Raw genomic sequence first — 13,191 nt, 5'->3', positions numbered from 1 at the left:
ACCCACGACGGAGTCACTTCATGCGTTACAACACACTGGGCCGCACCGGCCTGTTCGTTTCAGAGCTCTGCCTCGGCACGATGACCTTCGGCGGGGGCGCCGGCATCTGGAACCAGATCGGCGATCTTCAGCAGTCCGACGCCGAACGTCTCGTTGGCCGCGCGCTAGACGCAGGCGTCAATTTCATCGATACCGCCGACGTCTACTCGCAGGGCGTCTCCGAGGAGATCACCGGTCAGGCGCTCAAGAACCTCAAGGTTGCGCGCGAGCAGGTGGTGATCGCGACCAAAGTGTTCGGCGAAATGGGCTCGTCGCCGAACGAGCGCGGCGCCACGCGCTACCACATCATGAATGGCGTGAAAGCGAGTCTGAAGCGCCTGCAGCTCGACCACATCGACCTCTACCAGATTCATGCCTTCGATCCCGTGACGCCTATCGAGGAGACGGTGCGCGCGCTCGATGCGCTCGTGCAGCAGGGGCACGTGCGCTACGCCGGCGTCTCGAACTGGGCGGCCTGGCAAATCGTGAAGGCGCTCGGGATTGCGCAGCGCGAAGGGCTCGCGCGCTTCGAGTCGCTGCAGGCCTACTACACGATTGCGGGGCGCGATCTCGAACGCGAACTCGTGCCAATGCTCGAAAGCGAGGGCCTCGGGCTGATGGTCTGGAGTCCGCTCGCGGGCGGACTCTTGAGCGGCAAGTACGGGCGCGACCAGCAAGGAGAGGCGGGTAGCCGGCGCACGACTTTCGATTTTCCGCCCGTGAACCGCGAGCGCGCATGGGACTGCGTGGACGCGATGCGGCCGATTGCGCAGGCCAAGGGCGTCTCAGTCGCGCAGATCGCGCTCGCGTGGCTGCTGCATCAGAGGGCGGTGACATCGGTGATCATCGGCGCGAAACGCGTCGATCAGCTCGACGACAACATCGCCGCGACGAAAGTGAAGCTCAGTGTCGAAGAGCTAGGGGTGCTTGGCGAGGCGAGCGGATTGGCCGCGGAGTATCCGGGATGGATGCTCGCGCGCCAGGGCGAGCAACGGCGCGCGCAGCTCAGGCAATCGCGCCAGGAAGAGTGAAGCAGGCAGAAGCCGGAATGAGAAGCGCCGGCGGTGGAGGCCGCCGGCGCGATCTAGCTTGAAACGACCTCGATATTACTGTCTATCAGGGCTTATCAGGGCGACTAGCCCGCCGCCGAGACCTTCAGGTGGTTCTTCACCGAGGTCACACCCGAGACGCCTTCCACGACCTCCTTGGCGTTGTCGCGGTCTTCGGCGCTCGGCACAGTGCCGGTGAGCGAAACCACGCCCTTACGGGTCTTAACGTGGATGTGCTCGGACTTCACATTCTTTGCGCCGAGAAGTTCGGCCTTGACCTTGGTCGTGATGGTTGTGTCGTCAACGTGCTGGCCAACGGATTCCGAACTGCCCGAAGGCGCAGTGCTGTTCGTCGTGGTCTGCGCACCGGCCATCAGTGCGAACGTCATGCAGGCGGCGCTGGCCGCGGTCTTGAGCATCAGGATGCGCTTCATGGCTACTCCCTTTCTGGTTGTGGTCACGGCTTCCCTCGCAAGGTGCGTGCCTCGCCGCGTCCATCCTCGCGCAGCGCGCCGTTGAAAGCCTCCCGGAAGCGGCCGGAGACGCCCGCTATGCAGGATCGCGGCCGATTCGCGCCGCCGCGGTTTTCCCCACCGGCCCGCGCAACAATTTTTCCGCATCTTTGTAAAAATCTCCACGGCGGAGTCGGAAAAGAGACGCGCAAAGCCGCTCTTACAAGCGTCGATCCCGTTTCAAAACAGGGTGTTGTAAAAGCTGGCATGGCTGTTGCATGAGAGGTGCTACCACTCAATTCAACAAAACGGGATTGCCATGCCTTCCATCGCGTTACACGCGCGCCAGCATCTGGCGCTCACGCCGCGTCTTCAGCAGGCGGTGAGGCTGCTGCAACTGTCGTCGCTCGAATTCCAGCAGGAACTGCGCGAAGCCCTCGACACCAATCCGTTCCTCGAATACGTAGCGTCGGAGACCGGCGAGGCCGCCGAAGCGGCCAATGGCGCAGCGGGCATCGGCTCCGCGGCGTCTCCCGCCGCCGAAGGCCCCGCTATGGCGGCAGAAGGCGCGGGCGAATCCGGCCTCGAGGCGGGCATGGGGCAGGACGCATCGCCTTACGGTGAGACGTCGTACGGCGAGACGTCGTACTCCGAGAGCGGCTACAGCGACGAAGGCTCGGGCTACACCGCCGAAATGCCTACGTCGGGCGCCTTGCGCACGTCGAGCTATCGCGGTGGCGAGGACGGCGATTCCGAGGCCTCCGACTGGGTGCGCGTGCCGATTACGCTGCGCGAGCAGTTGCATGAGGCGTTGCGCCTTTCGCCGCTCGACGACCTCGACCGCATCGCAGCGCAGGTCGTGATCGAGGCGCTCGACGACGACGGCTATCTACGCCAGGAACTCGCCGAACTCGCCGATGTAGAGGGGGGGGCCGACACGCTCGACGAGGACCGTCTGCGCGTGGCGTTGCGCGTGGTGCAGACGCTCGATCGACCCGGCATCGGCGCGCGTTCGCTCTCCGAATGCCTCGCGCTGCAGCTCGATGCAATGCCTGACGACACGCCGCATCGCGAACTTGCGCTGCGGATCGTCACGCAGCATCTCGAACGCCTTGCGCGCCGCGAACACGGCGAGCTGCAGCGCCAGCTCGGCTGCGACGCCGCTTCGCTGCAGGCCGCGAGCGCACTGGTGCGCCGCCTCGATCCGAAACCGGGCAACCACTATGGTCGCGCGGACGGCGGTTATGTCGTTCCCGACGTGATCGTGCGCCAGGTGCGCGGCAAGTGGGTGGTGAGCGTGAACCCGGCCATCGAGCCGCGCGCGCGCATCCACAAACTCTATGCGGAGATGTTCGCGCGCTCGGACCAGACGAGCCGCTCGCCACTCGCGCAACAGCTGCAGGAAGCGCGCTGGCTGATCCGCAACGCGCATAAGCGCTGCGAGACGATCCTGCGCGTGGGCGAGTGCATCGTCGCGCGCCAGAAGGCGTTCTTCCAGTACGGCGAAATTGCGCTGCGGCCCATGTTGCTGCGCGACGTTGCCGACGAACTGGGCCTGCACGAGTCGACCGTCTCGCGTGCTACGGGCAACAAGTACATGGCCACGCCGCGCGGCATCTTCGAGTTCAAGCGCTTCTTCCCGCGGGAGCTCGAGACGCGCACGGGCGGCACATGCTCGGCGGCTGCAGTGCGCGCGCTCATCAAGGAAATGATCGACGCCGAAGATCCGCGCGACCCGCTTTCTGACGTCATCCTCACGCAGGAACTCGAAAAACAGGGTGTCCAGGTGGCGCGCCGCACGGTCACGAAGTATCGGCAGATGATGAAGCTGCCAGCGGCGGAAATGCGCCGGCAGATTTGAGGCGCGCGGTTTCATCTGCGTGCCGGAAGACGGGGGAGGTCAGCGGCGCGTGACCGGCGTAATGCAACGTTGCCCATACGTTACATTGCGCGCGCCGCTTCAATTCATTTCGGGCGGGCTTTCCGCGGGTATTCTGGGTAGTCGATAAAATACGAGCCATTGCTCATATTCGATGCCACTTTCCCGTATTCCGCCATGACCCAAACGCCACGCCGCAAAAGCCGCGCCGCGCCGCTAGAGGCGCGTAAGCGGCCGGTGCAGCGACGTTCCGCCGCCACTGTCGACGCGATACTCGAAGCCGCCGCCCGCATTCTCGAAAGCGCCGGCCTGGCCGGCTACACCACGAACGCCATCGCGGCGCGCGCGGGCGTGAGCGTCGGCTCGCTCTATCAATATTTTCCGAACCGCGACGCGCTGACCGCCGCCTTGATCGACCGTGAGAGCGCGCCGCTCCTTGCCGAGGTCGAGGCCGCCGCTGCGGCGTCAAGCTGCGAGGCGGCGTTGCTCAGGCTGATTCGCGCGGCAGTTGCGCACCAGATGCGGCGCCCCGAACTGGCGCGTCTGCTCGATTTCGAGGAGCGGCGACTGCCGCTTGGCGAGCGCGACGCGCGCGTGAGCGAGCGCATTCACGCAGCGCTCGTCGGCGCGTTCGAACTCGCCGACGCGCCAGCAATCGCCGACCGGCAGACCACCGCGCTCGACGTGATCGCCATCGTGCGAGGCATGGTCGACGCGGCGGGCGAGCGACGCGAAACCGACGCTCAGGCGCTGGAGGCGCGCGTCACGCGTGCAGCGATCGGCTATTTGTGGCGCACCGAGCGCGGCGAATAGCGCATGCGGCGTTGTTTGCCCATGTTAGCGCTCGGAAGCGCGGCGCGTTCGCCGCAAGTGGGTTGCGCGATGCCGAGCCATCGCGCAACACGGCCTAACGTGAGGCCGTTGCAGAGCAGATTCAGTAGCACGAAGGCGGCGGCCATGGCGGCAGCGAACGCGCGGGTGTCGGGCGAAAGCGCGTCGTTGCGCGCGATGCAAACCGCGAGCGTGAGTGTGACGGGGCCGCGCACGCCGCCCCATGCGATCAGCCATTGATGGGCGCGCGGCAGCGGCTCACAGATACCAAGGCGACTAAGCAGCGGCAAGAAGATCGTGAGGATACCGAAGCGGCTCAGAATGGCGGCCACCAGCGCGAGCCCGAGCGGGAGGGTGTCGTGCATATTCAGCTTGTCCACCAGACCGGGCACGCGCGCCGACGCGAGCAGGAAGACAGCGGAGGAGGCGATGCCAGCCTGGTACGCCCATAGCTGGCGAAACAGGGCTTGGCTCGCGGCGGGGCGGCGGGTTCGCATGAACCGGTTGGCCGCGAGACCCGCGCACACGACAGCGGCCACGCCAGAAACGTGAAGCCAGCTTTCCGCGGTGGGATAGAGCAGCGTGGGCAGCGCGAGCGAGAGCGCGTATTCGGAAAACGGCAGACTGCGCAGCGCGCTCGATGCGGTGACGAAAAGCGCTCCCGCCAGCGCCCCGAACGTGCAGCCGCCGACGAGTGAAACGAGGAAGGCTGCGAGCGGATGCCCGGGCGTGTGCGCAGCGGACGGCGTGAGCGCCAGCGCGCCGGTGAGGAGTGTGGAGATGGCGATGGCGGCGGCATCGTTGAGCAGGCTTTCGCCCTCGATCAGCCGGATCAGGCGTTCGGGCGCGCCGCTGTTGCGAAAGAGCCCGATTACGGTGGAAGGATCCGTCGTGCTGACGATTGCGCCGAGCAGCAGGCACACGATCAGGCTCTCACCGCTGCTGATCCACGTGGCGAGGCCAACGCCTGCCGCGGCGGCCACCACCGCCCCGATCGCGAGCAAGAGGATAGGCGCGAGATCGGCGAGAAGACCGCGCGTATCGACCTGCAACGCCGCCTCGAAGAGGATGGGCGGCAAGAATATCCAGAGCCAGGCCTCGGGCGGAAGCGATGGCGTAAGGAATGGGATGACGCTCGATGCGGTGAAGCCGGGGGCGAAGTGAAGCAAGCCCAGGTAGCTGGCGCCGAGCAGCACGCCGGCGCTGGTCAGGCCGAACGAATCGGAGAGGCGCAGTCGCTGTGCGGCGGCATGGCAGAGCGCAATGATGAGCAGCAGGACGCCGGTGCGGATGGTGAATTCGATTGCGGTTTGCAAAGGCGGGAAACTCCGAGGTGCGGCTGGGCGCAATGCCCGCAGCGCATCGATGCAGTATCTCGCTGCGTTGCAGCATTGCATGTTGACGCATATCAACTTGTGGCTGACGGAGTTATTACGACACCATTACGGGCTTTTACGGGTCGGATGGGATGCAACGCCGGCCCCCAAAAGGCGCTCGCACACGGCGACGGCGCTTTTTTTGGGGGTGCGATGACTGAAGCTGCCCTTGATTCGCCGTGCGCGGCTAGCTCGCGCCGAGGCGCTCGATCAGTGCCATGGCCGCCGCCGGGTTGCGTTCCTTGAAGCCGCTGATGACGTAGAGATACACGTCCCGGCCGGCCTTCGCGGCGAGCGGCTTTGCGTAGGTGGCGAGATCGTCCGGTGATTCGCCGCGCGACCAGGCGAGCGCGCGTCTGGCCCAGAGGTCGAGGTTAGCGGGAGCGTAGCCCTGCGGGTGATCCTGCGCGGTTCCCATGATGCGGGCGTAGACGAACGGCGCACTGGTGTCGCCGATCAGCGGGTAGCCGGAGTCGCCGGAGATGACGATCGCCGCCTTGTGCTTGCGCGCGAGTGCGACGAATTCCGGCGTGCAAAAGCTCTCGTCGCGCACTTCGAGCGCGTGGCGCAGCGGACGGCCTTCGGCCTCGCCCGGCAGCAGTTCGAGAAATCGTGCGTAGTCCTCTGGATCGAAGCGCTTGCCTGGTGTGAGCTGCCAATTGATCGGTCCGAGCTTGTCGCGCAGCTTCAATACACCGCCGCTCAGGAAGCGCTCGATCGTGGCCCCGGCTTCGGCCAGCACGCGGCGATTCATCGCAAAGCGCGGGGCCTTCAGCGAGAAAACGAAGTCTTCCGGCGTTTCGTCGTGCCAGCGCGTGAAGCTTTCCGGGCGCTGCGCGCCGTAGTAGGTGCTGTTGATTTCCAGCGACGAGAGATGGCGGCTCGCATATTCCAGCTCGCGGCGCTGCGCCAGGCCGCTGGGATAGAACGCGCCACGCCAAGGGGCATAGATCCAGCCGCCCACACCGACGCGAATCCGGCCGTGCCGGGCTTTTGAATTAGATGAGGACGCCATCGGAAATCCGCCGTCGAAGCCTCGATGGCGCAGTGTAGCGCAGCACTGGCCGCGGCCTCCGGTTAGCGCGCCGACTCCGGACTTGCGTATTCATCTCGATTTTTAGGCATAGTCCGATATTTTCTTGTGGGTTGTGAGGCTACTTTAGTCGTGTTGTGTCAGATAACCTCACAGAGACCATCAGATGTATTCCCGCATATCTCCGGAACTCACCGATGCGCAGTGGCGCAGCATCGAGCCTATGTTTCACGAAATCCGCGTTGACGGTCGTCGTCGCGGGCGCCCAGCGCACAATCCTCGTCTCGTTTTTGCCGGCATTCTTTGGGTCCTGGCTACCGGCTCGGTCTGGTCGAAGTTGCCCGAGCAGTATCCCGATTTCCGCACCTGCCACCGCCGCTTCAAGCTGTGGTTCGACGCTGGACTCGTGCATCACGCCATGGAGCGTCTGCACGGCCAGGAAGGCCTTGCCCTGTGCACGGCAATGGCCGCGCGCATGCAGCCGTGGCGCGCGCCGGTTGGCCGCAAGCCGCGCTTTCCGGTGGCGTCCACGCTGCGCTGGCCGCTCGTGCGGCCTTTCGTGGAACGATAAGCGAGCCGGGTGCAGGGCTCCAGTGGCGGTTTAGGAGTCCGCCGCAGAATCAAGTCTCCCCATCCTCCGCACGCACACGTGCTCGGCGAGCACGCGGCTCGCCACTGACTTACCCGACCCCGAAAAGCCGTGGCACAGCAGCCGCCAGGACGCGGGTTCGTACATGACGCGCGCTTCGCTTGCCGCGAATATGAGGTCGAGCGAGGCGTCGCCTCCGCGCGCTAGTGCGTCGTGCGGCGCAGGCGATCTTGCCTTGAGCAGTGCCACCGGTGCCCGCACCAGCGCGCAAAAGGCGACATAGGGTCGCAACGCAGCGAGCCCCGCGAAATCGGCCGTGGGTTCAAGGTAGCGATTGAACAGACGGTGCGCGCGCAGACTCTTCAGCAGGAACGCGAGATCGCAGGTCAAGTCGATCCAACGCAGCGCATGCCGTCTGTACCGCACGATATTGCCGAAATGCAGGTCGCCGTGGCAGGCGCGTACGAATCGGTTCGCGCGGCGTGCATGGCGATGGATCGTGGCGAGCCTGGTTGCGGCTGCATCGATATCGGCCGCGCTCTGTTCGCCGTTCGATAGCAGGTTCGAAAGCAGCAGGCGCTGATCGAAGCGGCGCATACGAACCGCATAGTCGACAACTCTTCCGTTGCCGCGCATGCCGGGCCTGAGCTTGCAACGCCGACCGTCAAAAAATAGCTCACCGGTGTCGCGATAATTCGGTCCCGCGAACGGCGCATTCAGACGAATCTCAGCTTCGCAGCAACGGAATCAGGCATCGAGCCGCACAAAATTGACGAAGCCGAAATCGGACCGGCTTCATGATCTTGTACGCGTGCCGCCCAGCGAGATACACCACGGAAGTATGCGTTTCGAGACCGGCGTGGCTATCGTGGGAATGAAGGTCGACGGGCCGACAATCGACGCAACCAGCACACGCGCGAGCAAGCGCGCGAAGCCCGTTGCGCGGCACCTCTTGGCCTTGATCGAAACGGCCTGCATGGGCATCGGCATATTGCACCTTTTGTGCAATCCGGCGAGGCTGCGCGATACTGTGAAGTTCAACCTAACGGAATTTCGGAGACATGGCGCATTTCGACGTATTCAACGGCGACGCAGACGGCATCTGCGCGCTGCATCAACTGCGACTCGCAAGGCCGCGCGAAGCGACGCTCATCACCGGCGCGAAGCGCGACATCGCACTCGTCGAGCGAGTGCCCGCTCAGCCCGGCGACTCGCTCACGGTGCTCGACATTTCGTTCGACGTGAACCGCAAGGCGCTTATCGCGCTGCTCGCGAAGGACGTCGCGGTCGAATATTTCGACCATCACCACGCGGGCGACCTGCCTATGTCCAGGAATCTCGTCGCGCATATCGACACGACGGCGCAGGTTTGCACGAGCGTGCTCGTCGACCGGCACCTTGCCGGCCGCTATCGGCCTTGGGCGATCGCGGCGGCCTGGGGCGACAACCTGCCCGACACGGCGCAAGCGCTTGCGCAACAGGCCGGGCTCGACGCCGTGCAGACCGGGCAGCTGCGCGAGCTTGGCGAGTCGATCAACTACAACGCTTACGGCGACTGCGTCGAAGATCTCGTGATCGCGCCGCTTGATCTGTATGCGGCGATGAAACCTTACGGCAACCCGTTCGATTTCATCGCTTCGGAACCCATCGTCGGTCAGCTCGCCCGTTGCCGTCACGACGATCTCGAACTGGCCCAGGCGATCGCGCCGCTCATCGCGTTGCAGTACGGCAGCGTCTGCGTGTTGCCAGACGAGCCGTGGGCGCGCCGGGTCCGCGGCGCGTTCGCCAACGTGCTCGCGAACGAGGAACCCTCGCGCGCGCACGCGGTACTGAGCGTGAACGCCGACGGCAACTATGCGGTGAGCGTGCGCGCGCCGCTCACGGAACCGCGCGGTGCGGATGAACTCTGCCGCGCGTTCCCCGGCGGAAACGGCCGGGTGGGCGCGGCAGGCATCGACTGCCTCGAATCGAACCGGCTCGACGCGTTCGTTACCGCGTTCGCGCGCGTGTTTGGGCGCGCGAAGCCACTTTCGGCCTGAACAACACGACGCGTCAATGGGCCGCCACTAAGCCTTTTCGCCTCCGCCCTGTGTGTTGCGCACCGCCGGCCAACGCCAGTCGCGGATTTCAGGCATGTCGTCGCCATACTCGTCCACGTAGCGGCGGTGCGCGGCCAGCTTGTCGTGCAGCGTCTGGCGCAGGTGCGCCGCGCGCTGCGCGAGCCCGTCCACGCGGTCGATCACCGCTTCGCACAGGTGGTAGCGGTCGAGCCGGTTGAGCACGGTCATGTCGAACGGCGTGGTCGTCGTACCTTCCTCGATAAAGCCGTGCACGTGAATGTTCGCGTGATTGGCGCGCCGGTACGTGAGCTTGTGGATCAGCGTGGGATAGCTGTGGTGCGCGAAGATCACCGGCTTGTCGGTGGTGAAGAGCGCGTTGAAATCGGCGTCGGGCAGGCCGTGCGGATGGCGGTCGGCGGGTTCGAGCGTCATCAGGTCCACCACGTTCACCACGCGGATCTTCAGGTCCGGCAGGCAATTGCGCAGCAGGTCCACGGCGGCCAGCGTCTCCATGGTCGGCACGTCGCCGGCGCAGGCCATGACCACGTCGGGCTCACCGCCGTCGTCGTTGCTCGCCCATTGCCAGATGCCGATGCCGTCCGCACAGTGGCGAATGGCTGAGTCCATGTCGAGCCATTGCGCCTGCGGCTGCTTGCCCGCCACGATGATGTTGATACGGTTCCAGGTGCGCAGCACGTGGTCGGTCACGGCGAGCAACGTGTTGGCGTCTGGCGGCAGATACACGCGCACCGTGTCCGACTTCTTGTTCACCGCGTAGTCGATGAAGCCCGGGTCCTGATGGCTAAAGCCGTTATGGTCCTGGCGCCACACGTGCGAGGTGAGCAGATAGTTGAGCGAGGGCAGCGGCCGCCGCCACGGAATTTCGCGGATCACCTTCAGCCACTTCGCGTGCTGGTTGAACATCGAATCGATAATGTGGATGAACGCCTCGTAACACGACATGAAGCCGTGTCGCCCTGTGAGCAGATAGCCCTCCAGCCAGCCCTGGCAGGTGTGCTCGGAGAGGATTTCCATCACGCGGCCGTTGGTGGCGAGCTGGATGTCGTCCGGCGTGACTTCCGCGAGCCAGGTGCGCGACGTCACGTCGAATACGTCGCCCCAGCGGTTTGACGCGGTTTCATCGGGCCCGAAGATGCGGAAGTTGCGCGTGGGGTCGTTCACGCGCATGACTTCGCGCAGGAACGCACCCATCACGCGCGTGGCTTCGGCATCCACCTGGCCGGGTGCCGGCACGTCCACGGCGTGGTGCTCGAATGGCGGCACGCGCAGTTCGCGCACGCGGCCGCCGCCGTTCGAACGCGGGTTCGCGCTCATGCGTTTTTCGCCTTGCGGCGCGAGCGCGGCGATTTCCGGCACGAGGCGGCCTTGCGCGTCGAAGAGTTCTTCGGGCTTGTAGCCGCGCATCCAGCTTTCCAGTAGTGCGAGATGCCCCGGCTTCGAGATGTTCGCGAGCGGCACCTGATGCGAGCGCCACGAGCCTTCGGTTTTCTGGCCATCAACTGTCTTCGGACCGGTCCAGCCCTTGGGCGTGCGCATCACGATCATCGGCCAGCGTGGGCGCACGTAGCCGGGCGGCAGGTTGCCGTGTTCGTCGGCGAGTTCGCGCGCGGCCTTCTGAATGCGCGCGATTTCGTCGAACGCCGTGTCGAACGCGGTGGCCATCAGACGATGCGCAACGGCTGGTTCTTCAGCCTCCACGAAGATCGGCTCGTGGCCGTAGCCTTTCATGAGCGAAGCGAGTTCGTCGTCGCCGATGCGTGCGAGCACCGTCGGCCCCGCGATCTTGTAGCCGTTCAAATGGAGGATGGGCAGCACGGCGCCGTCGGTGGCCGGATTGAGGAACTTGTTCGAGTGCCAGGCGGTGGCGAGCGGGCCCGTTTCCGCTTCACCGTCGCCCACCACGCAGGCGACGATCAGATCCGGGTTGTCGAACGCCGCGCCGTAGGCGTGCGAGAGCGCATAGCCGAGTTCGCCGCCTTCGTGGATCGAGCCCGGCGTTTGCGGCGCGACGTGGCTCGGAATGCCACCCGGAAAACTAAACTGCTTGAAGAGCACCGCCATGCCTTCTTCGTCGAGCGGCACGTTCGGCCAGGTCTCGCTGTAGGTGCCTTCCAACCAGGTGTTCGCGACCACGGCCGGGCCGCCGTGGCCCGGCCCCGCGAGAAACAGCACGTCGAGATCGCGCGCGTTGATGATGCGGTTCAGGTGCGTGTAGAGGAAATTCAGGCCCGGCGTCGTGCCCCAGTGGCCGAGCAGGCGCGGTTTCACGTGCGCGAGCTGCAGCGGCTCGCGCAAGAGCGGATTGGCGAGCAGATAGATCTGGCCGACCGAGAGGTAGTTGGCGGCGCGCCACCAGGCGTCCATGCGGCGCAGCAGATCGTCGGAAAGCGGCGGGTGGGCAGAGGTGTCGGTAGCGTTCATGCGGGGCTCCGGTTGCGCGGCGGCGGAAGAGGGACCGAGGCGGACTGTGTGCGCGGCGCGGCGGAGCGCGTGGCAACCGGCGCGAGCCGCACGTGCGCGGTGGCGTATGCCGGGCGCATGGCCGGCGGCGGCCTCATGGGCCTCATGGTCCTGTGGGATTCGTCTTATGTTGCCACGATCGCGCGGCGTGGCACGCCTGGATGCCCCGCGGCTGTGAGTCGCATCGAGCTGTGAAGGTGCGACACATCGCGCAATGCACGACAGCCCGCGGCCCGATTGCATAACATGGTTTTATGGTGATCGATGCGGCGCGTTAGCCGCATTCTGGCGAGGAGGATGGCGATGCGGGCAATGCTGTTCGACGGCGAGAGTCCGCGGCTGCGTGAAGCCGATTTACCCGACCCGGCGCCGGGCGCCGGCGAACTGCTGATCGACGTCCGGGCGTGCGGCGTGTGCCGCACCGACCTGCATGTCGTGGACGGCGATCTCGATCACCCGAAAAAGCCTGTCATTCCCGGCCATGAGATCGTCGGCACGGTCGCGGCGCTGGGGGGCGGCGTGACGGGTTTCGCGCTGGGCGACCGCGTGGGTGTGCCGTGGCTCGGCCATACCTGCGGCCATTGCCGCTTCTGCGCCGACGGGCGCGAGAACCTCTGCGATGCGCCCGGCTTTACGGGCTACACGATCGACGGCGGCTACGCCACACGCACCGTCGCCGATGCCCGCTACTGCTTCCATCTGCCGCGCCAGTACAGCGACGTCGAAGCCGCGCCGCTGCTCTGCGCCGGACTCATCGGCTATCGCTCGCTCGCGATGGCGGGCGATGGGCGGCGCATCGGCATTTACGGATTCGGCGCGGCGGCGCATATCGTCGCGCAGGTCGCGCGCCACCAGGGGCGCACGGTCTACGCATTCACGCGTCCCGGCGATACCGCAGCGCAGCAGTTCGCGCGGCGCCTTGGCGCGACCTGGGCCGGCGGCAGCGATGAGCGCGCGCCCGAGGAACTCGACGCGGCGCTGCTGTTCGCGCCGGTCGGCGCGCTCGTACCCGCCGCGCTGCGGGCGCTGACGAAGGGTGGCACGGTCGTGTGCGGCGGCATCCACATGAGCGACATTCCCTCGTTTCCTTACGCATGGCTGTGGGAGGAGCGGCGCATTGTCTCGGTGGCGAATCTCACGCGCGAGGACGGCGCGACCTTCATGGCGATCGCCGCGCGCCACAAGCTCGAAATCGAGACCACGCCGTACCCACTCGCGCGCGCGAACGACGCGTTGGCCGATTTGCGCGAGGGACGGCTCACGGGCGCGGCAGTGTTGACGATGCGGTGAGAGTGGCTCCAGCCAGGTGGACGACGATGCTGACGGAATGGAGGCAACGAGTCGCACTGGCTACGGCGAGCATCCGTACCCAAATGCGGTACAACGAGCTTTAGATAGCGCG

General features: G+C 65.7%; 11 protein-coding genes. 6 read left to right on the top strand and 5 right to left on the bottom strand.

What is annotated here, in order from left to right; all coding sequences use genetic code 11:
- Positions 1-20 precede the first annotated feature (20 nt).
- Positions 21-1,070 (top strand): aldo/keto reductase, encoded by a 1,050-nt coding sequence (locus JMY28_RS28625; RefSeq protein ID WP_201699273.1) that lies wholly within the window; start codon positions 21-23, stop codon positions 1,068-1,070.
- A gap of 104 nt (positions 1,071-1,174) precedes the next feature.
- Here the strand turns inward: JMY28_RS28625 and JMY28_RS28620 are convergent, their stop codons facing one another.
- Complete coding sequence (locus JMY28_RS28620; RefSeq protein ID WP_201699272.1) at positions 1,175-1,522, bottom strand: BON domain-containing protein; 348 nt, start codon at positions 1,520-1,522, stop codon at positions 1,175-1,177.
- Between the two features lie 337 nt (positions 1,523-1,859).
- On the opposite strand from JMY28_RS28620, the gene JMY28_RS28615 reads away from it, so the two are divergent.
- Together JMY28_RS28615 and JMY28_RS28610 are read left to right on the top strand one after the other, a co-directional pair.
- Positions 1,860-3,401, top strand: a complete 1,542-nt coding sequence (locus tag JMY28_RS28615) for an RNA polymerase factor sigma-54 (RefSeq protein ID WP_201699271.1) — start codon at positions 1,860-1,862, stop codon at positions 3,399-3,401.
- Between the two features lie 195 nt (positions 3,402-3,596).
- The gene (locus JMY28_RS28610; protein ID WP_201699270.1) at positions 3,597-4,232 is read left to right on the top strand and encodes a TetR/AcrR family transcriptional regulator; all 636 of its coding nucleotides are present in this window, start codon (positions 3,597-3,599) and stop codon (positions 4,230-4,232) included.
- Here the strand turns inward: JMY28_RS28610 and JMY28_RS28605 are convergent.
- Positions 4,202-5,566 (bottom strand): cation:proton antiporter, encoded by a 1,365-nt coding sequence (locus JMY28_RS28605; RefSeq protein ID WP_201699269.1) that lies wholly within the window; start codon positions 5,564-5,566, stop codon positions 4,202-4,204. The genes JMY28_RS28610 and JMY28_RS28605 overlap by 31 nt on opposite strands.
- 247 nt (positions 5,567-5,813) lie before the next feature.
- Entirely contained in the window at positions 5,814-6,641 is an 828-nt protein-coding gene (locus tag JMY28_RS28600; protein WP_201699268.1) for a DUF72 domain-containing protein, read from the bottom strand.
- A gap of 184 nt (positions 6,642-6,825) precedes the next feature.
- Here JMY28_RS28600 and JMY28_RS28595 point away from each other — a divergent pair, with 184 nt between their 5' ends.
- Positions 6,826-7,230, top strand: coding sequence for a transposase (locus JMY28_RS28595; protein WP_201699267.1), 405 nt, complete (start codon positions 6,826-6,828; stop codon positions 7,228-7,230).
- Positions 7,231-7,260: 30 nt separating this feature from the next.
- Here the strand turns inward: JMY28_RS28595 and JMY28_RS28590 are convergent, their stop codons facing one another.
- A complete protein-coding gene (locus JMY28_RS28590) occupies positions 7,261-7,845 on the bottom strand; it encodes a hypothetical protein (protein ID WP_201699266.1) in 585 nt (194 codons plus the stop codon).
- Between the two features lie 464 nt (positions 7,846-8,309).
- Between JMY28_RS28590 and JMY28_RS28585 the strand changes: the two genes are divergently transcribed.
- On the top strand, positions 8,310-9,287 hold the full coding sequence (locus tag JMY28_RS28585; protein ID WP_201699265.1) for an acetyltransferase: 978 nt from the start codon (positions 8,310-8,312) through the stop codon (positions 9,285-9,287).
- A 27-nt stretch (positions 9,288-9,314) separates the two neighbouring features.
- Here JMY28_RS28585 and JMY28_RS28580 read toward each other — a convergent pair whose 3' ends face one another.
- A complete protein-coding gene (locus tag JMY28_RS28580) occupies positions 9,315-11,750 on the bottom strand; it encodes a phosphoketolase family protein (protein ID WP_201699264.1) in 2,436 nt (811 codons plus the stop codon).
- Positions 11,751-12,092: 342 nt separating this feature from the next.
- On the opposite strand from JMY28_RS28580, the gene JMY28_RS28575 reads away from it, so the two are divergent.
- Positions 12,093-13,079, top strand: a complete 987-nt coding sequence (locus tag JMY28_RS28575) for a zinc-dependent alcohol dehydrogenase family protein (protein ID WP_201699263.1) — start codon at positions 12,093-12,095, stop codon at positions 13,077-13,079.
- The last annotated feature ends 112 nt before the right edge of the window (positions 13,080-13,191 follow it).

The sequence above is a fragment of the Paraburkholderia hiiakae genome (genome assembly GCF_904848665.1).
GTDB classification, from domain to species: Bacteria; Pseudomonadota; Gammaproteobacteria; order Burkholderiales; family Burkholderiaceae; genus Paraburkholderia; species Paraburkholderia hiiakae.
The sequence above is the reverse complement of the archived record's forward strand: the minus strand, read 5'-3'. Positions and strand labels throughout refer to the sequence as shown.